Here is a 22,399-nt window from a genome sequence, read left to right as displayed (position 1 = left end):
CATGAGTGTGATAGCGCAGGCAGGGGCGAAGGGTCGCCAGCTGCACAAGTTTGGTGGTAGTAGTCTTGCTGATGTGAAATGTTACCTGCGGGTCGCGGGGATCATGGCAGAGTATTCGATGCCGGGGGACATGATGGTTGTCTCTGCGGCGGGCAGCACCACCAACCAGTTGATTAGCTGGCTGAAGTTAAGCCAGACCGATCGTCTCTCTGCGCATCAGGTTCAACAAGCGTTACGCCGTTATCAGAGTGAATTGATCGCCGGGTTACTGCCTGCCGACGTGGCCGATGGCCTGATCAGCCACTTTATCCAGGATCTGGAGCGGCTGGCCGCGTTACTCGACAGCGGCGTGACCGATGCCGTTTACGCCGAGGTGGTGGGCCACGGTGAAGTGTGGTCTGCCCGTCTGATGGCGGCGGTTCTGCAACAGCAGGGGCTGGAGGCCGCATGGCTGGACGCGCGGGACTTCCTGCGTGCCGAACGTGGCGCTCAGCCACAGGTTGATGAAGGCCTCTCTTATCCGCTGCTCCAGCAGCTGCTGGTGCAGCATCCGAATAAACGTATTGTCGTGACCGGCTTTATCAGCCGCAGCAATGCGGGTGAAACCGTGCTGCTGGGGCGTAACGGCTCCGACTACTCCGCAACGCAGATTGGTGCGCTGGCGGGCGTGTCGCGCGTCACGATCTGGAGCGACGTGGCGGGCGTCTATAGCGCCGATCCGCGTAAGGTTAAAGATGCCTGCCTGCTGCCGCTGCTGCGTCTCGATGAAGCCAGCGAGCTGGCCCGTCTGGCGGCCCCGGTTCTCCACGCCCGTACCCTGCAGCCGGTTTCCGGCAGCGATATCGATCTGCAGCTGCGCTGTAGCTATACGCCGGATCAGGGTTCCACCCGCATTGAGCGCGTGCTGGCTTCCGGCACGGGGGCGCGTATTGTCACCAGCCATGACGATATCTGCCTGATTGAGTTCCTCGTTCCCGCCGGCCACGATTTCAAACTGGCGCATAAAGAGATCGACCTGATCCTCAAGCGTGCCCAGGTGCGCCCGCTGGCCGTGGGTGTGCATACCGATCGTCACCTGCTGCAGTTCTGCTACACCGCCGAAGTGGCCGACAGCGCGCTGAAGATTCTGGATGAAGCGGGCCTGCCGGGCGAGCTTCGCCTGCGTCAGGGGCTGGCGCTGATTGCGATGGTGGGCGCGGGCGTCACCCGTAACCCACTGCACTGCCACCGTTTCTGGCAGCAGCTGAAGGGGCAGTCGGTTGAATTTACCTGGCAGTCCGAGGAGGGCATCAGCCTGGTGGCGGTCATGCGCACCGGGCCAACGGAGAGTCTGATCCAGGGCCTGCACCAGTCGCTGTTCCGCGCCGAAAAACGCATCGGTTTGATGCTGTTTGGGAAAGGGAATATCGGTTCCCGCTGGCTGGAGCTGTTTGCCCGCGAGCAAACCACGCTGTCAGCGCGTACCGGTTTTGAATTTGTACTGGCGGGCGTGGTGGACAGCCGCCGCAGCCTGCTCAGTTATGAAGGGCTGGACGCCAGCCGTGCGCTGGCCTTCTTCAACGATGAAGCCATCGAACAGGATGAAGAGTCGCTCTTCCTGTGGATGCGCGCCCACCCCTATGATGATCTGGTGGTGCTGGATGTCACCGCCAGCGAGCAGCTGGCCGATCAATATCTTGATTTCGCCAGCCACGGCTTCCACGTCATCAGCGCTAACAAGCTGGCGGGCGCCAGCAATACCCGTAACTATCGTCAAATCCATGACGCCTTTGAAAAAACGGGCCGTCACTGGCTCTACAATGCCACCGTTGGTGCCGGTCTGCCGGTGAATCACACCGTGCGCGATCTGATCGATAGCGGCGACAGCATTCTGGCGATCAGCGGTATCTTCTCCGGGACGCTCTCCTGGCTGTTCCTGCAGTTTGATGGCACCGTGCCGTTCACCGACCTGGTGGATCAGGCGTGGCAGCAGGGGCTGACCGAGCCTGACCCCCGCGTTGACCTCTCAGGGAAAGACGTGATGCGTAAGCTGGTAATCCTGGCGCGTGAAGCGGGCTACGACATCGAGCCGGGTCAGGTTCGCGTGGAGTCGCTGGTGCCGGCGGGTTGCGAAGAGGGGTCTGTGGATCACTTCTTCGAGAACGGTGAAGCGTTGAACGAGCAGATGCTACAGCGGCTGGAAGCGGCGCGCGAAATGGGTCTGGTGCTGCGCTACGTGGCGCGTTTTGATGCCAACGGCAAGGCGCGCGTTGGGGTTGAGGCTGTCCGCCCGGAACATCCGCTGGCGGCGCTGCTGCCGTGCGATAATGTCTTCGCCATTGAAAGCCGCTGGTATCGCGATAACCCGCTGGTGATCCGTGGTCCAGGTGCGGGCCGCGACGTGACCGCCGGGGCGATCCAGTCCGATATCAACCGTCTGGCGCAGCTGCTGTAAAGCCCTATGCCCGGTGGCGCAACGCTTACCGGGCCTTCTTTTTTCCCATCCTGAACTTTTTTCAACTTCCCTGAGCATTCCTCACCGTCAATGGTGATATTTTCAGTTGACGCCAGTCCGCTTTTCCGTCATTTTTACATCTGGACGTCTAAACGTATAGAAGTTCGAAGCATAACAAACAACGACACGCGATTGATGAGGTAAGGTATGAGCTTTTTTCACGCCAACCAGCGGGAAGCCCTGAATCAGAGCCTGGCTGAAGTAAACGGCCAGATTAACGTCTCTTTTGAATTTTTCCCGCCGCGCACCAGTGAAATGGAGCAGACCCTGTGGGCCTCTATCGATCGCCTGAGCAGCCTGAAACCCAAATTTGTCTCCGTGACCTACGGCGCCAACTCCGGCGAGCGCGACCGCACGCACAGTATCATTAAAGGCATTAAGGATCGTACCGGTCTGGAAGCTGCCCCGCATCTGACCTGTATCGACGCCACCCGCGACGAGCTACGCACCATCGCCCAGGATTACTGGAATAACGGTATCCGCCACATCGTGGCCCTGCGTGGCGACCTGCCGCCGGGCAGCGGTAAGCCGGATATGTACGCGACCGATCTGGTAGCGCTGCTGAAAGAGGTGGGCGATTTCGACATCTCCGTTGCGGCTTACCCGGAAGTACACCCGGAAGCGAAAAGTGCCCAGGCGGACCTGCTCAACCTGAAACGCAAAGTGGATGCGGGTGCCAATCGCGCCATCACCCAGTTTTTCTTTGATGTTGAAAGCTATCTGCGTTTCCGTGACCGCTGCGTCTCTGCCGGCATCGACGTGGAAATTATCCCTGGCATCCTGCCGGTTTCTAACTTTAAGCAGGCCAAGAAATTTGCCGACATGACCAACGTGCGCATTCCGCACTGGATGGCGAAGATGTATGAAGGCCTGGACGATGACGCCGAAACCCGCAAGCTGGTGGGTGCCAGTATCGCCATGGATATGGTGAAGATTTTAAGCCGCGAAGGGGTGAAGGATTTCCATTTCTATACCCTCAACCGCGCCGAAATGAGCTACGCGATCTGCCACACGTTAGGGGTTCGCCCGGGTCTGTAAAAACCAGGCCCTCAGTAAGATGAGGGCTTTTTTATTTCAGCCGGATAACAACGGTATTAACTATCAAATCTGTGGATTGTTTCAATTATCTCTTATTCCCGGTGGTGTATATCCTAACGATAAAACCATAGAGGGAGCAGAGCGATGAGTACGTCCGACGAGAACCAGAATTCAGGTAAGTGCCCTTTCCATCAGGGCAGTTATGACAAGAGTGCAGGTGCCGGCACCAACAGCCGGGACTGGTGGCCTAAACAACTTCGTATTGATCTTCTCAACCAGCATTCCGAACGTTCCAACCCGCTAGGCAAAGATTTCAATTACCGCAAAGAATTCAGCAAGCTGGATTACTCCGCTCTGAAAGGCGATCTGAAAGCGCTCCTGACCGATTCCCAACCGTGGTGGCCTGCAGACTGGGGAAGCTATGCCGGTCTGTTCATTCGCATGGCGTGGCACGGTGCGGGCACCTATCGCTCTGTCGACGGGCGTGGCGGCGCAGGCCGCGGTCAACAGCGTTTCTCTCCGCTTAACTCCTGGCCGGACAACGTCAGCCTCGATAAGGCGCGTCGTCTGTTGTGGCCGATCAAACAAAAATATGGCCAGAAAATCTCCTGGGCCGATCTGTTTATTCTTGCGGGCAACGTGGCGCTGGAGAACTCTGGCTTCAGAACCTTTGGCTTTGGCGCCGGACGCGAAGATGTCTGGGAACCAGATCTGGACGTTAACTGGGGCGATGAGAAAGCCTGGCTGGAGCATCGCCATCCGGAAAGCCTGGCGAAAAGCGCCATTGGCGCCACCGAGATGGGGCTTATTTACGTTAACCCTGAAGGGCCCAACGCCAGCGGTGAACCGCTGTCGGCGGCAGCGGCTATCCGCGCCACCTTTGGCAACATGGGGATGAACGATGAAGAGACCGTCGCGCTGATCGCAGGCGGCCATACGCTGGGTAAAACCCACGGGGCAGGGGAAGCCAGCCATGTGGGTGTCGATCCGGAAGGCGGCCCGCTTGAGGCTCAGGGCCTGGGCTGGGCCAGCACCCACGGTACCGGTATCGGGGCGGACGCCATTACCTCCGGCCTGGAGGTGATCTGGTCCCAGACGCCGACCCAGTGGAGCAACTACTTCTTCGAAAATCTCTACAAATACGACTGGGTGCAAACCCGCAGTCCGGCTGGTGCTATCCAGTTCGAAGCGTCAAATGCGCCGGAAATTATGCCGGATCCCTTCGACCCGTCGAAAAAACGTAAACCGACCATGCTGGTGACCGACCTGACGCTGCGTTTCGATCCGGAATTCGACAAAATTTCCCGTCGTTTCCTCAACGATCCGCAGGCCTTTAACGAAGCCTTCGCCCGGGCATGGTTCAAACTGACCCACCGTGATATGGGGCCGATTTCCCGTTATATCGGGCCGGAAGTACCGAAAGAAGAGCTGATTTGGCAGGATCCGCTGCCGCAGCCGTTCTTCCACCCGACCGCTGAAGATATCGAAAGCCTGAAGGCGGACATTGCGGCTTCTGGCCTGTCGGTCAGCGAGCTGGTGTCGGTGGCATGGGCGTCGGCTTCCACCTTCCGCGGTGGCGATAAGCGTGGCGGGGCCAACGGCGCACGTCTGGCGCTGGCACCGCAGCGTAGCTGGGATGTCAACGCCGTGGCTGCGCGCGTACTGCCGGTGCTGGAAGGGATCTATAAATCGGCGCATAAAGCATCGCTGGCGGACATCATCGTGCTGGCCGGTGTGGTGGGCGTTGAGCAGGCGGCGAAAGCGGCGGGCTTCAACATCACCGTACCGTTTACGCCAGGCCGCGTTGATGCGCGTCAGGATCAGACCGATATCGGCATGTTTACGCTGCTGCAGCCGGTTGCCGATGGTTTCCGTAACTACCGGGCGGCGATTGACGTCTCCACCACCGAATCGCTGCTGATTGATAAAGCGCAGCAATTGACGCTGACCGCGCCAGAGATGACGGTGTTGCTGGGTGGGCTGCGCGTGTTGGGCGCTAACTTTGATGGCGGTAAGAGCGGCGTCTTTACCGATCGCGTGGGCGTACTCAGCACCGACTTCTTCGTCAATCTGCTGGATATGGGCACACAGTGGAAAGCCACCGATGAATCCAGCGAGCTGTTCGAAGGGCGCGATCGTGTGAGCGGGGAAGTCAAATATCTGGCGAGTCGTGCCGACCTGGTGTTCGGTTCTAACTCCGTGCTGCGTGCCCTGGCGGAGGTTTACGCCAGCAGCGATGCCCACGAGAAGTTCGTGAACGACTTTGTCGCGGCATGGGTGAAAGTGATGAACCTCGACCGGTTCGATCTGCTGTAAACAGGAAAATCCCCGCTCCGGCGGGGATTTTTTTGCCCGGCGGCGCTACGCTTGCACGGGCCTACGGGTTTTGTAGGCCGGGTAAGGCGCAGCCGCCACCCGGCAATAAGGGCTACTCCCACTCCTGCATAAAACGCTGACCGTACTGGTCGGCCACCAGCAAGGCGGCATACACCTGATCCGCCGTTGCCCCGCCCGGCATGTTATGGATGGTTTCATCTTTCGCACAGGCTGCTGTCGCCACCAGGCGCATTTTAGCGGGGATATCTTCGGTAATATCCAGCTGCGCCAGCGTGATGGGCAACCCTACGCTGTGGCAGAGTGCCGCGACGGTTTCAATCTCTTCAACCGGGGCATTCTCCAGCACCAGCTGGGTCAGCGTGCCAAACGCCACTTTCTCGCCGTGATAGTAATGATGGGCGTCCGGAATGGCGGTCAGGCCGTTATGAATGGCGTGGGCCGCTGCCAGGCCACCGCTTTCAAAACCGACGCCGCTCAGATAGGTGTTGGCTTCAATGACCCGCTCAAGGGCAGGAGTCACCACATGCTGCTCTGCCGCCAGCATCGCTTTTTCACCCTCTTCAATCAGGGTGTTGTAGCACAGTTCGGCCAGCGCCAGCGCGGCCTGGGTGCATTTGCCTCCCGCCATGGTGGTAGCGCCGCTGCGTGAGCAGGCCCGGGCTTCAAACCAGGTTGCCAGCGCGTCGCCGATGCCGGCTGCCAGCAGACGTGCAGGCGCCCCTGCCACCACTTTGGTATCCACAATCACGATGTTCGGGTTATGCGGCAGCATCAGGTAGCGATCAAACTCCCCGCTGTCGGTGTAGATAACAGAAAGCGCGCTGCAGGGTGCATCGGTAGAGGCAATGGTCGGGGCGATGGCGACCGGGACATCCATGAAATGCGCCAGTGCTTTAGCGGTATCCAGTGTTTTACCGCCGCCGATGCCGAGGATTGCCTGGCAATCTGCACTTTTCGCCAGCTTGCGCAGCCGGTCGATCTCGTTCTGTGAACATTCGCCGCCAAATGGCGCGATTTCTACGTACAGTTCCGCCTGTTTAAAGCTCTGGCGCAGCGTCTCTTCCGCAAAGCCCAGCACAAATTTATCGCCCACCACCAGCCAGCGCGCCGCCAGCGGTTTCAGGTAGTCGCCGAGGCGTGAGAGCACATCTGCACCCTGAATGTATTTGCCAGGTGATTGAATAATACGATCCATCCTATGTCTCCTTTACAGGTTGAGGCTACCAAACGCGTTTTTCCAGTCCTGCTCAAACTTGTCTATGGCTGACTCTACCGCTGGCGTATTGAGCATTTGTTGCGCTACATCAGTCGGCAGGGTGATCGCTTCACAACCGGCGAGCAGGCAGTCCAGCGCCTGACGTGGCGTTTTGAAGCTGGCGGCCAGCACGCTGCTCTCTGGTGCATGCATTTCCAGCAGGCTTTGCAGCTCCTGTACCGTGCGGATCCCGTCGCCTCCCTGGGCATCCACGCGATTGACGTAGGGCGCGATGTATTTCGCCCCGGCTAACGCCGCCAGCAAACCTTGTGAGGCGCTGTAAACTGCGGTGCCGAGCGTAGTAATCTCCTCTTTTTTAAGGACTTTAATTGCAACCAGCCCTTCAGCGGTAACCGGAATTTTGACCACGATAGTAGGGATCGCTTTACGCAGGCGTCTGGCTTCGGCAACCATCCCTTCGGCGTCGCGGCTCATTGTCTGGGCAAACAGGATGCCCTGCGGGCCGATGACGTTCTGCAGGCGCGGCAGGACTTCCCAGAGCGGCTCACCGCTGGCGGCAATAATGCTCGGATTGGTGGTGACGCCAGCAATGGGGAAGATGCGGGCGAGGCGTTCAACGTCCGCCACGTTGGCGGTATCCAGATACAGTTCCATGACTCTTCCTCGTTTTACAGTTCTAATTCATGTTGCAGCAGGGTGGCAATAGCCTCTTCGGAGCTGGCATTGACCAGCGCGTTGCGGAAATCGGCATGCATAATCCGGCGCGCCAGGCGCGAGAAGATGCGCATGTGCTGGTCACCAGCGGCATGTTTATTGAGCGTGAGCATAATAATGAACTGGGCCTCCTCCTCGCCCCATGGCACCGGGGTTTTTAATCGGGCGACGCTAATGGTCGACTGTTCAATATGTTCAGATTTGCTATGTGGGATGGCGAAGCTAAAGCCGAGGCCCGTAGAGAACACGGCTTCACGCGCCCAGAGATCGGCCTCCAGCTTGCGCGGATAGCGGCAGCGCCCGGCGAGGAGCAGATTATCCGTCATGCCTTTCAGCACCTCTTCTTTACTGCGCCAGTCGTTATCCAGCGAAATGCAGACCGGGGTCACCAGCGGCGTGTCCTGTTGATTCATACGGAACTGCGCCAGCAGATGTTCAACTTCCAGCGAGGTGCGGCAATTCATTGCCTGATTAAGCAACTGACGGCAGGCGCGGCTGTCCAACTGCGCAAGGCGCGCTTTGGTTGCCGGGATCGCGGGTGAACCCATGCTGATTTCATCCAGCCCCAGGCCGACCAGCAGCGGCAAGACTGAGCCTTTGGCGCCCAACTCGCCGCACAGGCCAATCCATTTTCCCTGGCGGTGGACTGCCTGCACGGCATAATCCAGCGCGCGCAAAAACGCAGGGTTCAGGCTGTTGTAGTGACGGGTGACTTTGGCGTTATCGCGGTCCACCGCCAGCAGATATTGCGTCAGGTCGTTGCTGCCGATACTAAAGAAATCAATCTCTTCGCAGCACTGATCGATGATGAACATCACGGACGGCACCTCCAGCATGATGCCGAGCGGGATTTTTTCATCAAAGGGGATCTGTTCGCTGCGCAGCTGCTGTTTTGCTTCAGCGAGCTTCTCTTTGACCCACAGGATCTCTTCCATTGAGGAGATCATCGGGATCATGATCTTCAGCCTGCCGTGGGCTGATGCGCGGAGGATCGCCCGCAGTTGAGTCGTGAAGAGCGCGGCGTACTCTTCGTAAATACGTACCGCGCGATAGCCCAGGAATGGGTTGTTCTCCGCCGGGATGTTCAGGTACTCCACTGGTTTATCGCCACCGATATCCATCGTGCGCACGATGATGCTGCGCCCACCTGCGCTCTCCAGCGACTGGCAAAAAATGTTGTAAAGCTCGTTTTCACTCGGCGCGCTGGCGCGGTCCATATAGAGCATTTCAGTGCGGAACAGACCGACCGCTTCTGCGCCGTTGCCAAAGGCTGTCTGGGCTTCCAGCGCATGCGCGATGTTGGCAGCCACCTCAATACGCAGGCCATCCGCGCTTCGCGCCTCCTGGTTCAGCCAGACGCTCTGCTGCTGACGCAGGGCTTGCTGAACATACGCTTCCTGCTGGTAATAACGCGCCACAGCTTCGCTGGCGTTCACCACCACCGCGCCGGCATTGCCGTCAATAAATACCGGCTGGTTGCGCCACTGGAGCAGGCTTTCGCTATCAACCCCCACCAGCGTCGGAATATTAAAGGAACGTGCAAGAATAACGGTGTGCGACGTGGTGCCGCCGCTTTTTAACAGCAACCCTTTCAGCAGCGTTTTATCAAGCTCGAGAAACTGGCCGGGAGTAAGATCGTCAGCCAGGCAAATACTCGGTTGCGTCAGCTGGCCCGGCACCGGGAAGCGCTGCTCGCCGTAGATGTGCTGCAACAGCTGATAGCAAACATCGCGTACATCCAGCACGCGCTCCTGAAGATAACTGCTGCTGGAGCGGGCAAACTCTGCGCAAAAATGGCTGGCGGTCTTAACCACGGCCTGCGCGCAGCTTAACCCTTCATTAATGCCTGCCAGAAGCTGCTGGCGCAGCGAGGCGTCCGTGGCCAGCGAGCGATGCGCCTCCAGAATGGCGCTGGCCGTACTGTCGTTATCCAGCATGCGCAGCTCAATGTTTTTAACCAGCAGCTTCAGGCCATTATCCAGCGCCGACTGTTCCTCTTCCTGGGTTCCGGCAGTGGGTAAATCGGTTAACGCATTGAGATCAAGGGAGGTCAGGAGCGTTAAGACCCCCTGGGCGCTACCGCTGCAAACCGCCAGCGCGCGAAACAACGTGGGATTAAGGCGTGTTAAGGATTCAGGCAGCGGGGAAAGTTCGGTATTGATGGCTGCAGCCAGCGGAGCATCGCAGTGAGGAAACTCTTCTTTAAACCACCTTTCAAGTTGCTGATGCGCATCCTGTTCATCCGCGCCAGTAATAAGCAGACGGCAAGCATCCCCTGCCAGCGTGTCGGTGCCAATCAGCGCCAGCGCGCTTTTCGCACTGCCTTTCCGGCCGCTACGCAGATTGTGCCACACAATCTGTGACGTAAATGAATTACACAGCGTTTCAACATGACTTGCCGGCCGCGCATGAACGCCATTAGGCAAATCACAGGTAAATTCCACCACCAGAGCCATAACCACTCCTGAAATCACGAGTCATACATGGCAATCAGCATACGAGTGTGGCGAGGATGCGCGCTATGTGACATTTCTGCCAAAAACTGGACAAATGTAATGTCTCGCTGGAAGTGAGACTTTGTTCACAACACGCCTTTTATCTGGCGCGAGTCAGAAGGAGAAGAAATTAAGAGGCGGATCGCATTTTTCTTTCTATATTACAAAAATCCAGTAAATGGCGTTTTTATCCACTGTCTGTACCCCGCCGGATTGCCTATTGTTTGCCACAACATCGTTATGGATTTGGGCCAAACATAGCCCGGGAGCGACCTATGAAAGAACTGGTGCAGATTCTTAAAAACACGCGACAGCATCTGATGACAGGGGTATCGCATATGATCCCCTTTGTCGTGGCGGGCGGTATCTTGCTGGCGATATCCGTAATGCTCTACGGCAAGGGCGCGGTGCCGGATGCCGCGACCGATCCCAATCTGAAAAAACTGTTTGATATTGGTGTTGCCGGACTCACGCTGATGGTGCCATTCCTGGCCGCCTACATCGGTTATTCCATTGCTGAGCGCGCGGCGTTGGCGCCCTGCGCCATTGCGGCCTGGGTTGGCAACAGCTTCGGCGCCGGGTTCTTCGGGGCGATTATTGCCGGGGTACTGGGCGGTATCGTCGTCTATTACCTGAAAAAGCTGCCCGTAGCGAAAGTTCTGCGCTCCGTCATGCCCATCTTCATCATCCCCATCATCGGCACCTTTATTACTGCAGGCATCATGATGTGGGGGTTGGGTGAACCTGTTGGCGCGCTCACAACTGGCTTAACCCAGTGGCTGCAAGGTATGCAGCAGGGAAGCATCGTCGTACTGGCCGTGATCATGGGGCTGATGCTGGCCTTCGATATGGGTGGGCCCATCAACAAAGTTGCCTATGCCTTTATGCTGATTTGTGTGGCTCAGGGGGTTTATACCGTCGTGGCGATTGCCGCGGTTGGCATCTGTGTGCCGCCGCTGGGGCTGGGCCTGGCAACGCTGATTAATCGTAAAAATTTCAGCGGCGAAGAGCGTGAAGCCGGGAAAGCGGCTCTGGTGATGGGCTGTGTTGGCGTCACCGAAGGGGCGATTCCTTTTGCCGCCGCCGATCCCCTGCGGGTTATCCCCTCGATCATGCTGGGCTCCGTCTGTGGCGCCGTGACCGCGGCAATGCTTGGAGCGCAGTGTTACGCCGGATGGGGCGGCCTGATTGTGCTGCCCGTCGTGGAAGGCAAGCTGGGCTATATCGCTGCGATTGTGGTCGGTGCGGTGGTAACGGCAGTGAGCGTCAATGTGCTGAAGAGTCTGGCGCGTAAGAACACGACTCAGGTTGCGCAAAAAGATGACGACCTGGATCTGGATTTTGAAATTAACTGAGTGAGGAAGAGAGCATGACCCGAATTGTTGCAGTAACCGCATGTCCATCTGGCGTAGCGCATACCTACATGGCTGCGGAAGCGCTTGAAAGCGCGGCGAAAGCGAAAGGCTGGGAAGTCAAAGTCGAAACGCAGGGCTCGATTGGTCTGGAGAATGAGCTTACAGCCGAAGAGATCGCCGCGGCGGATATGGTCATTCTGACCAAAGACATCGGCATCAAATTTGAAGAGCGCTTCACTGGAAAAACCATCGTGCGCGTCAACATCAGCGACGCGGTAAAACGCGCCGAAGCGATCATGAACAAAATTGATGCGCATCTGGCGCAAACTGCCTGATCTCCACCCGCCCTGAGGGGCGGGAGTGTTTTCCTCTACCGGAGTGTCCTCATGACGAACCGTATCCAACGCCTGAAAGACGCGCTATTTGCTCACCCACGAGAGATTTCGCTCGAACGCGCAGTGCTTTACACCGCCAGTCATCAACAAACGGAAGGTGAACCGGTAATGATACGCCGGGCGAAAGCGACGGCGTATATTCTTGACCACGTAGAAATTGCGATTCGTGATGAGGAGTTGATTGCCGGTAACCGCACGGTGAAACCGCGCGCCGGGATTATGTCTCCGGAAATGGATCCCTACTGGCTGCTGAAAGAGCTGGATCAATTCCCCACCCGCCCTCAGGACCGTTTTGAAATCAGCGAGCAGGATAAGCAAACCTATCGCGAACAACTTTATCCCTACTGGGAAAAACGTTCGATGAAAGACTTCATCAACAGCCAGATGACGGATGAGGTAAAAGCCGCCGTTGGCACCCAAATATTCAGTATTAACCAGACGGATAAAGGCCAGGGCCACATTATCATCGACTATCCGCGCTTGTTGAATAACGGTTTGGGCGCCTTAGTGGCCCAGATGCGCGCGCACTGCGCGCAAGATCCACAAAACATCTTCTACCAGGCCGTCTTGTTGCTGCTTGAAGCCTCCCAACGCCACATTTTGCGTTATGCGTTGCTGGCGGATCAGATGGCGGCAAACTGCCCGGATGCCGCGCGTCGTCAGGAGCTACTGACCATCGCTGAGATCTCGCGGCATAACGCGCAGCATAAGCCGCAGACCTTCTGGCAGGCGTGTCAGCTGTTTTGGTATATGAACATTATTTTGCAGTATGAATCGAACGCCAGTTCGCTCTCCATTGGTCGCTTCGACCAATATATGCTGCCGTTCTACCAGGCTTCGCTCACCCAGGGCGAAGACGCCGCGTTCCTCAAAGAGCTGCTGGAATCGCTCTGGGTAAAATGTAATGACGTGGTGCTGCTACGCTCCACCAGTAGCGCCCGCTATTTCGCCGGGTTTCCGACCGGTTATACCGCGCTGTTAGGCGGCCTGACCGAAAATGGCCGCAGCGCGGTGAACGTATTGTCATTTCTCTGTCTGGACGCCTACCAGAGCGTTCAGCTACCGCAACCCAATCTTGGCGTACGCGTCAACGAGCTGATCGACAGGCCCTTCCTGCTGAAAACGGCAGAGACTATCCGCCTCGGTACCGGCATCCCACAGATTTTTAACGATGAAGTGGTGGTGCCCGCATTCCTTAATCGTGGCGTGTCGCTGGAAGATGCCAGGGATTACGCCGTTGTTGGCTGCGTTGAGCTTTCTATACCGGGCAAAACTTACGGTCTACACGATATCGCCATGTTTAACCTGCTGAAAGTCATGGAAATAGCCATACAGGAGAACGAAGGTAATGCCGGGTTGACCTATGAAGGATTGCTCGACGATATTCGCCACAAAATAAACCATTACATTGCCCTGATGGTTGAAGGGAGCAATATCTGCGATATCGGGCATCGGGACTGGGCGCCAGTGCCGCTGCTCTCTTCCTTTATCAGCGATTGCCTGGACAACGGAAAAGAGATCACCGACGGCGGCGCCCGCTATAACTTCTCTGGTGTGCAGGGCATTGGGATCGCCAACCTGAGCGACTCGCTACATGCATTAAAAGGGATGGTGTTTGAGCAGCAGCGCTTAAGTTTTGATGAGCTACTGGCACTATTGAAAGCCAATTTTGCCACTCCGGAAGGAGAAAAAATCCGGGCGCGTCTGATCAACCGCTTCGATAAATATGGCAATGATATCGACGAAGTTGACAATATTAGTGCGGAACTGCTGCGCCATTATTGCAAAGAGGTCGAAAAATATCGCAATCCAAGAGGTGGGCAATTCACGCCGGGCTCTTATACGGTGTCGGCGCACGTCCCGCTAGGTGCCGTAGTGGGAGCTACGCCAGATGGTCGGCTGGCAGGGGAGCAGCTCGCGGATGGCGGTCTCTCACCGATGCTCGGTCAGGATATGCAGGGGCCTACGGCGGTGCTGAAATCAGTCAGTAAACTGGATAATTATCTGCTCTCCAATGGCACTTTGCTCAACGTGAAATTTACTCCGGCGACGCTTGAGGGCGATGCCGGGCTGCAAAAGCTGGCCGATTTCCTGCGCGCGTTTACCCAGCTCAAACTACAGCACGTTCAGTTCAACGTGGTGAATGGAGATACGCTGCGTGAAGCCCAGCTGCGCCCGCAGGATTTTGCCGGGTTGGTGGTCAGGGTTGCCGGATACAGCGCCTTCTTTGTCGAGTTGTCGAAGGAGATCCAGGATGACATTATCCGCCGCACCGCGCATCAGCTGTGAGGTCATTGAGACACGCGCGCCTGTGGCGCGCATCTTCAATATCCAGCGTTACTCCCTGAATGACGGGCGCGGCATACGTACCGTGGTCTTCTTTAAAGGGTGCCCGCATACCTGTCCGTGGTGCGCCAACCCTGAATCGATGTCGCAAAAAATCGAAACCGTACGCCGGGAGAGCAAATGCCTGCATTGCGCGCCCTGTTTACGCGATGCCGATGAGTGCCCTTCGGGGGCGTTTGAGCGGATCGGCCGGGATGTGACGCTCGACGAGCTGGAACAGGAGGTGATGAAAGACGATGTTTTCTTTCGCGCTTCTGGCGGCGGCGTCACGCTGTCAGGCGGAGAAGTACTGATGCAGGCGCCTTTCGCCACACAATTTTTGCAACGTTTGCGCCGTTATGGCGTGCATACCGCAATCGAGACGGCGGGTGATGCGCCGTTGTCGCGTTTGCTGCCGCTGGCGCAGCAGTGCGATGAAGTGCTGTTCGACCTGAAGATCATGGAACCAGAGCAGGCGCGGGCTATCGTGAATATGAATTTGCCCCGCGTGTTACAGAACTTGCGCAGCCTGGCGGCAGAGGGGGTTAACGTCATCCCCCGGGTTCCGCTTATCCCGGGCTACACACTGGACTCGGCCAACATCACGCGCGTGCTGGAATTTCTGATACCCTCAGGGATACGGCAGCTGCATTTACTGCCTTTTCATCAATATGGCGAACCAAAATACCGTCTGCTAGGGCAAACATGGTTAATGCGTGATGTGGCCGCGCCGGATGCGAATGAGATTGCCGCCATACGCCTGCTGGCAGAACGTGCAGGTTTTCAGGTAACCGTGGGAGGTTAACAATGTCAGTCATGACGGGAAGACAACTGGTGGCGGTAACAGCCTGCGTGAGCGGCGTGGCGCACACCTACATGGCCGCCGAGCGTCTGGAAAAACTTTGTCAGCAAGAGAACTGGGCTGTCCGTATCGAAACCCAGGGGGCGTTAGGGATTGAAAACGAGCTGACAGAAGAGGATATCCATCGTGCCGATCTGGCACTGTTAATCACCGATATTGAACTGGCGGGTAGCGAACGCTTTGAATATTGTCGTTATGTGAAATGTGGTATCAACGCCTTTCTGCGCGAGCCGCACAAGGTAATGAGCGCCGTGCGGAAGTTGTTAACCGCCCCTCAGCACACGCAGGTTAATCTGACTTAACCGCCTTACCGGTCAACTGGCTATGATACTGGCGACGATACTCTGACGGGGAACGTTCCGTGTTCTTACGAAACAGCCGACAAAAATAGTTGCTGTCGACAAATCCGCAGGCGTGCGCCACCTCTTTCACTTTCAGATCATAGCCCTTAAGTAACTGACGCGCGTGTTCAAGACGGATATGCGTCAGGTATTCATTAAAGCCCACCGCACCGGTTTTTTGAAAAAGATGCGACAGGTAGTTGGGTGAGATATAAAACGCCTGGGCTACGGATTCCCGGGTAAGCGGCGAAGCGTAATTATCATCGATGTGGCTGCGAATAGCGTCGAACAGCGCCTGGCTGCGCGATGCCGTCTGGATCTGGCTGCCAAGCAGGTCGTTGCAATGACTCAGCAGACTGGCGACGACCAGGCGCGCGGTCTGCTGCTCCTGCGGCTGCATCTGCATTTCGTGCAGCGTTTGCAGCAGAAAAGAACCAATGCGCGGCCCGCGCCGGGCAACATGTTGTTTAGCCAGATTGCGGTGCATGACGCCATCCCATTGCAGGACGCTAAAACCGAGCTGCTGTTTGCCGAAGAGGATACTCAAGGTTGTCGCAGGCTGTCGCCAGTGAGGGAAATTCCATCCGCCCGCGGGTATATACAGGATGTCGTACTGCTGTAACGCCGGTGCGGCGCTCTCCTCAACGACGCCCTCCAGGATAATTTCAAGGCGTGGGAAATCAACCTGTAATGCAAGGGCAGGGGCCGGAGAAGGTGAGCTGGCAAAATGAACATGACCCAGCCGCACAGGGCTACCAATTAATTCTGCCAGTATGTGACTGATATCTGGCTGCATAATTTACCTTCTCCCGTTGCAACAAAGCCAAAACCTTACCTGTAAGCATAAAAAAAGGCCACACATAGTGTGGCCTGATTACATCAGGTTTACGCTTAGCCGGTGTTACGCATCCCCGCCGCAACGCCTGCGATGGTGACCATCAGCGCTTGTTCCACGCGCGGATCTGGCTCCTGACCCTCTTCTTCCGCTTTACGTGAACGGTACAGCAGCTCTGCCTGCAGAACGTTCAGCGGGTCGGTGTAGATGTTACGCAGCTGGATAGACTCCGCAATCCACGGCAGATCGGCCATCAGGTGGGAATCGTTGGCGATAGCCAGCACCACTTTGATGTCGCCTTCCAGTAGCTCGCGCAGCTCTTTACCCAGCTTCCACAGCTCGGGTTTCACCAGGCGCTGGTCGTAGTATTCCGCCAGCCACAGGTCGACTTTGGAGAAGACCATCTCCAGCATGCCCAGACGGGTAGAGAAGAACGGCCAGTCGCGGCACATGGTTTCCAGTTCGCTCTGCTTGCCATCGTCCACCACCTTTTGCAGCGCGGCACCGGCACCCAGCCAGGCCGGGAGCATCAGGCGGTTTTGCGTCCACGCGAAGATCCAGGGAATGGCACGCAGGGACTCTACGCCACCGGTCGGGCGACGCTTGGCCGGACGGGAGCCGAGCGGCAGTTTACCCAGCTCCTGCTCCGGTGTAGCCGAGCGGAAGTAAGGCACGAAATCTTTGTTTTCACGCACGTAGCCGCGGTACAGATCGCAGGAGATATCTGACAGCTCGTCCATAATATGGCACCAGGCTTCTTTCGGCTCCGGCGGCGGCAGCAGGTTGGCTTCCAGAATGGCGCTGGTGTAGAGCGACAGGCTGCTGATGGTCACTTCCGGCAGGCCGTACTTGAAGCGGATCATCTCGCCCTGTTCGGTCACACGCAGACCGCCTTTCAGGCTGCCCGGCGGCTGGGAAAGCAGCGCCGCATGCGCTGGCGCACCGCCACGACCGATAGAGCCGCCGCGACCGTGGAACAGGGTCAGTTCAATACCGGCTTTCTCGCAGGTCTTGATCAGTGCGTCCTGCGCCTGATACTGCGCCCAGGATGCTGCCATTACGCCCGCGTCTTTTGCGGAGTCGGAATAGCCAATCATCACCATCTGTTTGCCCTGAATAAAGCCGCGATACCAGTCGATATTCAGCAGCTGGGTCATCACGTCGTTAGCGTTGTTCAGGTCATCAAGGGTTTCGAACAGCGGTGCCACCGGCAGCGCATAGTCGATGCCCGCCTCTTTCAGCAGCAGATGAACACCCAGCACGTCGGATGGGGTCTTCGCCATGGAGATCACATAGGCGGCCACCGATCCTTTCGGCGCATCAACGATCGCTTTGCAGGTGTTGAGCACTTCGCGAGTTTCGTTGCTTGGCTCCCAGTTGCGCGGCAGCAGCGGACGCTTGGAGTTCAGCTCGCGGATTAGGAAGGCCTGTTTGTCAGCTTCTGACCAGCTTTCATAGTCGCCAATGCCAAGATAGCGGGTCAGCTCGCCCAGCGCTTCGGTGTGACGGGTGCTCTCCTGACGCACGTCGATACGTACCAGCGGCACGCCAAAACACTTCACGCGGCGCAGGGTGTCGAGCAGTTCGCCGTTGGCGATGATGCCCATACCGCAGGCCTGCAGCGATTTATAGCAGGCATACAGCGGATCCCAGAGCTGCTCGTTCTGGCTCAGCAGTCCTTCCGGCTTCGGCAGACGCTGGCCTTTCAGGCGGGCTTCCAGCCAGGCCTGCGTTGCCAGCAACTGGCCGCGCAGTTTTTTCATCAGATAACGGTACGGCTCGCTGGCACCCTCTTCGCCGGCCAGCTCGCGCAGTTCCGGCGTGGCTTCAACCATCGACAGCTCAGAGATGAGCACCTGAATATCTTTCAGGAACAGGTCTGTGGCTTTCCAGCGGCTCAGCAGCAGTACGTGGCGGGTGATGTCGGCAGTCACATTCGGGTTGCCGTCGCGGTCGCCGCCCATCCAGGAGGTGAAGCGTACCGGCACAAAATCCACCGGCAGGCGGTAGCCGAGGTTCTCTTCCAGCTGCTCGTTCAGCTCGCGCAGGTAGTTTGGCACCCCTTCCCACAGGCTGTTTTCCACCACCGCAAAGCCCCATTTGGCTTCGTCAACCGGGCTTGGGCGGTGCTTACGAATTTCATCGGTATGCCAGGACTGGGCAATCAGCTGGCGCAGACGGCGCATCAGCTGGTTACGTTCGTAATCAGCGATCTCTTTGTTATCCAGCTGCTTCAGGCAGTTATTCACTTCCACCATTTTGTGGATCAGGGTACGACGGGTGATCTCGGTCGGGTGGGCGGTGAGCACCAGCTCCAGCGACAGGGACTCGACGGCCTTTTTGATGGTGGCTTCGTTAAGATCGGGTTGGTCCTTGAGTTTTCTGAGCGTGCGGGCAATCACTTCCGGGTTGCTGGCCCCTTCGCCATTCGGCGAAATGCTGTGGTACTGCTCGGCGGTGTTTGCCAGGTTCAGGAACTGGCTGAAGGCTCGGGCAACAGGGAGCAGTTCGTCGTTGGAGAGGTTCTGCAGCGTGGTGAGCAGCTCCTGACGATTGGCTTCGTTACCCGCGCGGGAAGATTTGGACAGCTTACGGATTGTTTCAACGCGATCGAGAATGTTCTCGCCCAACGCATCCTTGATGGTATCTCCCAGCACCTTGCCGAGCATACTGACATTACTACGCAACGCGGAATATTGTTCGTTCATAAAAACCCAGTCACCCCATCATTTTTGTTTATGCCCGTAAAGCCATCTCGCGGACATTATTTTGTCATCTCCCTTTATAAAGCCACGTAAAACCCCCGTCGTCAATTGCTGCGAAAACGGTTCAGCAAACGAATAAATAGGGGCAATTTACGAAATTTAATTCGCTTTGCGTCAGATAAGAGATGCTTATGAGAATGTGACGAAGATCATGAGATTTTTCCCCTCTCGCGAAAGAGGGGAACAGTCATTAATGCCAGCAGAAGTGATGCACAACCTGAGCGATCAGTTCGCGGGTTGGCTTGATAAAGCGGGTTTCCAGGTACTCATCCGGCTGGTGGGCCTGGTTAATAGAGCCTGGGCCAAGCACCAGGGTCGGGCAGAGGGTCTGAATAAACGGCGCTTCGGTGCAGTAGTTCACCACGTCGGTTTTCTCGCCGAGCAGTTTTTCCACCACTTCCACCAGCTGATGGTCCGGCGGGCACTCGTAACCCGGGATTGGCGGATGCAGCTCAGAGACCGTCAGGCGACCCGGCCAGCGCTCGCTCACCGGGGCCAACGCTTCGTTCAGCAAGCCGTCGAGGTCGTTCAGGGTCATGCCCGGCAGCGGGCGAATATCCATATGCAGTTCACAGCAGGCGCAGATACGGTTAGAGGCATCACCACCGTGCAGGCTGCCGAGGTTCAGCGTCGGGTAAGGGACCGTGAAGGCATCGTAGTGATACCGCTCCTTCAGGTCGTCGCGCAGCGTCATGATGCGGCCAATGGCGTCGTGCATCAGTTCAATAGCGTTAACGCCGCGCGCCGGATCGCTGGAGTGGCCGGACTGGCCCAGCACGCGCACCGCCGTAGAGATATGGCCTTTATGCGCGCGAATCGGTTGCAGGGATGTCGGCTCGCCGATGATGGCGCAATCCGGGCGAATCGCCGTGTTTTCCGAGAAGTAGCGTGCCCCGGCCATGCTGGTCTCTTCGTCGGCGGTAGCCAGAATATAGAGCGGCTTTTTCAGTTTTGTCACGTCGACGTCACGCAGCGCGTCGAGGATAAAGGCGAAGAAGCCTTTCATGTCAGCAGTGCCCAGCCCGTAGAGCTTGTTGTCGTGCTCGGTCAGGGTGAAGGGATCGCGCGTCCAGCGTCCGTCATCAAACGGCACGGTGTCGGTATGCCCTGCCAGCAGCAGGCCGCCCGCACCCTGGCCAGTACTGGCGAGCAGGTTAAATTTGTTACGGGTTCCCGGCACCGGCTGAACCTCCACCTTAAACCCGAGATCGCTGAACCAGCCTGCCAGCAGATTGATTAAAGTCTCATTACTCTGATCCAGCGCTTCTTCCGTTGCGCTGATGGACGGCGTGGCAATCAGGGCGCGGTAGATCTCGATAAATGGCGGTAAATTCATTTTCATTGTTGACACACCTTAGGTCGTGATAGTATCAATATTCATGCAATAAATGTGAATAAAAATACATTAACGTTGAGCATAAAGGAACCCGATGTTGAATACGCTGATTGTAGGCGCTAGCGGTTATGCGGGCGCAGAGCTTGTAAGCTACGTGAATCGCCATCCTCATATGACCATAACCGCTTTGACTGTCTCAGCGCAAAGCAATGATGCAGGAAAGTTAATTTCCGATTTACATCCGCAGCTTAAAGGGATTGTCGATCTGCCATTGCAGCCAATGTCGGATATCAGCGAATTTACCGACGGCGTGGATGTGGTGTTTTTAGCCACCGCTCACGAAGTCAGCCACGATCTGGCGCCGCAGTTCCTGGCGGCCGGTTGCGTGGTGTTCGATCTCTCCGGTGCGTTCCGCGTGAACGACGCCGCGTTCTATGAAAAATACTACGGTTTCACCCATCAGCACCCGGACCTGCTTGAACAGGCAGTCTACGGTCTGGCGGAGTGGAGCGCAGATAAACTGAAAGAAGCGAATCTGATTGCCGTACCGGGTTGCTACCCGACGGCGGCGCAGCTCTCCCTGAAGCCGTTGATCGACGCGGGTCTGCTGGATCTGAACCAGTGGCCAGTGATCAACGCCACCAGCGGCGTGAGCGGGGCAGGACGCAAAGCGGCTATCTCCAACAGCTTCTGTGAAGTGAGCCTGCAACCGTATGGCGTGTTTAACCATCGCCACCACCCGGAAATTACTACCCATCTGGGCGCGGAGGTGATTTTCACGCCGCACCTGGGCAGTTTCCCGCGTGGGATCCTCGAAACTATCACCTGCCGCCTGAAGCCTGGCGTGACCAAAGAGCAGGTGAGCGAGGCTTTTACCCAGGCGTATGCGGATAAACCGCTGGTGCGTCTCTATGACAAAGGCGTGCCCGCGCTGAAAAATGTGGTCGGCCTGCCGTTCTGCGACATCGGTTTTGCCGTGCAGGGCGAGCACCTGATTGTGGTGGCCGCAGAAGATAACTTACTGAAAGGCGCTGCCGCCCAGGCAATGCAGTGCGCAAATATTCGTTTTGGCTATGCTGAAACGCAGTCTCTTATTTAAGGTGTGATGATGAACCCATTAATTATCAAGCTTGGTGGTGTACTGCTGGACAGCGAAGAGGCGCTGGAGCGTCTGTTTACCGCGCTGGTCAACTATCGCGAATCACATCAACGCCCGCTGGTGATTGTTCACGGCGGCGGCTGTGTGGTCGATGAGTTAATGAAAGGCCTGAACCTGCCGGTGAAAAAGAAAAACGGCCTGCGCGTGACGCCTGCCGATCAGATCGACATCATTACCGGTGCGCTGGCGGGTACGGCAAACAAAACCCTGCTGGCTTGGGCGAAGAAACACCATATCGCCTCTGTCGGTCTCTACCTGGGCGATGGCGACAGCGTTAAGGTGACCCAGCTCGATGAAGAGCTTGGCCACGTTGGCCTGGCCCAGCCGGGTTCGCCAAAATTGATCAATACGCTGCTGGAAGGCGGTTTCCTGCCTGTCGTCAGCTCTATCGGTGTGACCGAAGAGGGGCAACTGATGAACGTCAACGCTGACCAGGCGGCAACCGCCCTGGCGGCAACGCTGGGCGCAGACCTGATCCTGCTCTCCGACGTGAGCGGCATTCTGGACGGCAAAGGCCAGCGCATTGCGGAGATGACCGCGGCAAAAGCCGAGCAGCTGATTGATCAGGGCATTATTACTGACGGCATGATTGTCAAAGTGAACGCCGCGCTGGATGCGGCGCGCACGCTGGGCCGTCCGGTGGATATCGCCTCCTGGCGTCACGCGGAGCAGCTTCCGGCGCTGTTTAACGGCACGCCGATTGGCACGCGTATTCTAGCGTAAGTTTTTAAT

The 22,399-nt window shown here is 57.2% G+C and carries 16 protein-coding genes; 10 read left to right on the top strand and 6 right to left on the bottom strand.

Annotated features, from left to right (window positions below):
- The first annotated feature begins 1 nt into the window (after position 1).
- From C2U54_RS04100 to katG, 3 genes are all read left to right on the top strand, one after another.
- On the top strand, positions 2 to 2,434 hold the full coding sequence (locus C2U54_RS04100; RefSeq protein ID WP_103177498.1) for a bifunctional aspartate kinase/homoserine dehydrogenase II: 2,433 nt from the start codon (positions 2 to 4) through the stop codon (positions 2,432 to 2,434).
- Between the two features lie 207 nt (positions 2,435 to 2,641).
- Positions 2,642 to 3,532: a methylenetetrahydrofolate reductase gene (gene metF, locus C2U54_RS04095; protein WP_032615268.1), complete on the top strand. Its 891-nt coding sequence runs from the start codon at positions 2,642 to 2,644 to the stop codon at positions 3,530 to 3,532.
- A 144-nt stretch (positions 3,533 to 3,676) separates the two neighbouring features.
- Positions 3,677 to 5,848 (top strand): catalase/peroxidase HPI, encoded by a 2,172-nt coding sequence (gene katG, locus C2U54_RS04090; RefSeq protein ID WP_103177497.1) that lies wholly within the window; start codon positions 3,677 to 3,679, stop codon positions 5,846 to 5,848.
- A gap of 112 nt (positions 5,849 to 5,960) precedes the next feature.
- On the opposite strand, the gene gldA is transcribed toward katG, so the two are convergent.
- From gldA to ptsP, 3 genes are read right to left on the bottom strand one after another with little or no spacing between them, the layout of a single operon-like run.
- A complete protein-coding gene (gene gldA, locus C2U54_RS04085) occupies positions 5,961 to 7,064 on the bottom strand; it encodes a bifunctional L-1,2-propanediol dehydrogenase/glycerol dehydrogenase (protein ID WP_103177496.1) in 1,104 nt (367 codons plus the stop codon).
- Positions 7,065 to 7,076: 12 nt separating this feature from the next.
- Complete coding sequence (fsa, locus tag C2U54_RS04080) at positions 7,077 to 7,739, bottom strand: fructose-6-phosphate aldolase (protein ID WP_103177495.1); 663 nt, start codon at positions 7,737 to 7,739, stop codon at positions 7,077 to 7,079.
- 14 nt (positions 7,740 to 7,753) lie between these two features.
- A complete protein-coding gene (ptsP, locus tag C2U54_RS04075; protein WP_103177494.1) occupies positions 7,754 to 10,255 on the bottom strand; it encodes a phosphoenolpyruvate--protein phosphotransferase in 2,502 nt (833 codons plus the stop codon).
- 314 nt (positions 10,256 to 10,569) lie between these two features.
- Here ptsP and C2U54_RS04070 point away from each other — a divergent pair, with 314 nt between their 5' ends.
- Genes C2U54_RS04070 through C2U54_RS04050 form a run of 5 tightly spaced genes read left to right on the top strand, consistent with a single transcriptional unit; the run spans position 10,570 to position 15,533 of the window.
- Positions 10,570 to 11,649 (top strand): PTS fructose transporter subunit EIIC, encoded by a 1,080-nt coding sequence (locus C2U54_RS04070; protein ID WP_103177493.1) that lies wholly within the window; start codon positions 10,570 to 10,572, stop codon positions 11,647 to 11,649.
- A gap of 14 nt (positions 11,650 to 11,663) precedes the next feature.
- A complete protein-coding gene (locus C2U54_RS04065) occupies positions 11,664 to 11,984 on the top strand; it encodes a PTS fructose-like transporter subunit IIB (RefSeq protein ID WP_103177492.1) in 321 nt (106 codons plus the stop codon).
- A gap of 51 nt (positions 11,985 to 12,035) precedes the next feature.
- Positions 12,036 to 14,333, top strand: a complete 2,298-nt coding sequence (locus tag C2U54_RS04060) for a formate C-acetyltransferase (RefSeq protein ID WP_103177491.1) — start codon at positions 12,036 to 12,038, stop codon at positions 14,331 to 14,333.
- Entirely contained in the window at positions 14,299 to 15,174 is an 876-nt protein-coding gene (locus C2U54_RS04055) for a [formate-C-acetyltransferase]-activating enzyme (protein WP_103177490.1), read from the top strand. The genes C2U54_RS04060 and C2U54_RS04055 overlap by 35 nt, the downstream gene beginning before the upstream one ends.
- Before the next feature lie 11 nt (positions 15,175 to 15,185).
- Positions 15,186 to 15,533: a PTS fructose-like transporter subunit IIB gene (locus C2U54_RS04050; RefSeq protein ID WP_371816563.1), complete on the top strand. Its 348-nt coding sequence runs from the start codon at positions 15,186 to 15,188 to the stop codon at positions 15,531 to 15,533.
- Here C2U54_RS04050 and C2U54_RS04045 read toward each other — a convergent pair.
- The 3 genes from C2U54_RS04045 to argE form a co-directional block, all read right to left on the bottom strand.
- Positions 15,520 to 16,368 carry a helix-turn-helix transcriptional regulator gene (locus C2U54_RS04045; protein WP_103177488.1) on the bottom strand — a complete coding sequence of 283 codons (849 nt, stop codon included), beginning with the start codon at positions 16,366 to 16,368 and terminating at the stop codon, positions 15,520 to 15,522. The two genes, C2U54_RS04050 and C2U54_RS04045, sit on opposite strands and share 14 nt — an antisense overlap.
- 95 nt (positions 16,369 to 16,463) lie before the next feature.
- The gene (gene ppc, locus C2U54_RS04040) at positions 16,464 to 19,115 is read right to left on the bottom strand and encodes a phosphoenolpyruvate carboxylase (RefSeq protein WP_103177487.1); all 2,652 of its coding nucleotides are present in this window, start codon (positions 19,113 to 19,115) and stop codon (positions 16,464 to 16,466) included.
- Positions 19,116 to 19,362: 247 nt separating this feature from the next.
- On the bottom strand, positions 19,363 to 20,514 hold the full coding sequence (gene argE, locus C2U54_RS04035; protein WP_103177486.1) for an acetylornithine deacetylase: 1,152 nt from the start codon (positions 20,512 to 20,514) through the stop codon (positions 19,363 to 19,365).
- Positions 20,515 to 20,602: 88 nt separating this feature from the next.
- On the opposite strand from argE, the gene argC reads away from it, so the two are divergent.
- Both argC and argB read left to right on the top strand, forming a co-directional pair.
- Positions 20,603 to 21,607 (top strand): N-acetyl-gamma-glutamyl-phosphate reductase, encoded by a 1,005-nt coding sequence (argC, locus tag C2U54_RS04030; protein ID WP_103177485.1) that lies wholly within the window; start codon positions 20,603 to 20,605, stop codon positions 21,605 to 21,607.
- 6 nt (positions 21,608 to 21,613) lie between these two features.
- The gene (gene argB, locus C2U54_RS04025) at positions 21,614 to 22,390 is read left to right on the top strand and encodes an acetylglutamate kinase (protein ID WP_103177484.1); all 777 of its coding nucleotides are present in this window, start codon (positions 21,614 to 21,616) and stop codon (positions 22,388 to 22,390) included.
- Positions 22,391 to 22,399 lie beyond the last annotated feature (9 nt).

The sequence above is a fragment of the Leclercia sp. LSNIH1 genome (genome assembly GCF_002902985.1).
Lineage (GTDB): Bacteria > Pseudomonadota > Gammaproteobacteria > Enterobacterales > Enterobacteriaceae > Enterobacter.
The sequence above is the reverse complement of the archived record's forward strand: the minus strand, read 5'-3'. Positions and strand labels throughout refer to the sequence as shown.

What these genes read in the sequence shown, in the direction of transcription:
- katG (WP_103177497.1), top strand. Translation starts at nt 3,677, where the DNA reads ATGAGTACGTCCGACGAGAACCAGAATTCAGGTAAGTGCCCTTTCCAT.
- argE (WP_103177486.1), bottom strand. Translation starts at nt 20,514, where the DNA reads ATGAAAATGAATTTACCGCCATTTATCGAGATCTACCGCGCCCTGATT.
- argC (WP_103177485.1), top strand. Translation starts at nt 20,603, where the DNA reads ATGTTGAATACGCTGATTGTAGGCGCTAGCGGTTATGCGGGCGCAGAG.
- C2U54_RS04045 (WP_103177488.1), bottom strand. Translation starts at nt 16,368, where the DNA reads ATGCAGCCAGATATCAGTCACATACTGGCAGAATTAATTGGTAGCCCT.
- C2U54_RS04055 (WP_103177490.1), top strand. Translation starts at nt 14,299, where the DNA reads ATGACATTATCCGCCGCACCGCGCATCAGCTGTGAGGTCATTGAGACA.
- C2U54_RS04100 (WP_103177498.1), top strand. Translation starts at nt 2, where the DNA reads ATGAGTGTGATAGCGCAGGCAGGGGCGAAGGGTCGCCAGCTGCACAAG.
- C2U54_RS04060 (WP_103177491.1), top strand. Translation starts at nt 12,036, where the DNA reads ATGACGAACCGTATCCAACGCCTGAAAGACGCGCTATTTGCTCACCCA.
- C2U54_RS04050 (WP_371816563.1), top strand. Translation starts at nt 15,186, where the DNA reads ATGACGGGAAGACAACTGGTGGCGGTAACAGCCTGCGTGAGCGGCGTG.
- ptsP (WP_103177494.1), bottom strand. Translation starts at nt 10,255, where the DNA reads ATGGCTCTGGTGGTGGAATTTACCTGTGATTTGCCTAATGGCGTTCAT.
- metF (WP_032615268.1), top strand. Translation starts at nt 2,642, where the DNA reads ATGAGCTTTTTTCACGCCAACCAGCGGGAAGCCCTGAATCAGAGCCTG.
- C2U54_RS04065 (WP_103177492.1), top strand. Translation starts at nt 11,664, where the DNA reads ATGACCCGAATTGTTGCAGTAACCGCATGTCCATCTGGCGTAGCGCAT.
- argB (WP_103177484.1), top strand. Translation starts at nt 21,614, where the DNA reads ATGATGAACCCATTAATTATCAAGCTTGGTGGTGTACTGCTGGACAGC.
- gldA (WP_103177496.1), bottom strand. Translation starts at nt 7,064, where the DNA reads ATGGATCGTATTATTCAATCACCTGGCAAATACATTCAGGGTGCAGAT.
- fsa (WP_103177495.1), bottom strand. Translation starts at nt 7,739, where the DNA reads ATGGAACTGTATCTGGATACCGCCAACGTGGCGGACGTTGAACGCCTC.
- C2U54_RS04070 (WP_103177493.1), top strand. Translation starts at nt 10,570, where the DNA reads ATGAAAGAACTGGTGCAGATTCTTAAAAACACGCGACAGCATCTGATG.
- ppc (WP_103177487.1), bottom strand. Translation starts at nt 19,115, where the DNA reads ATGAACGAACAATATTCCGCGTTGCGTAGTAATGTCAGTATGCTCGGC.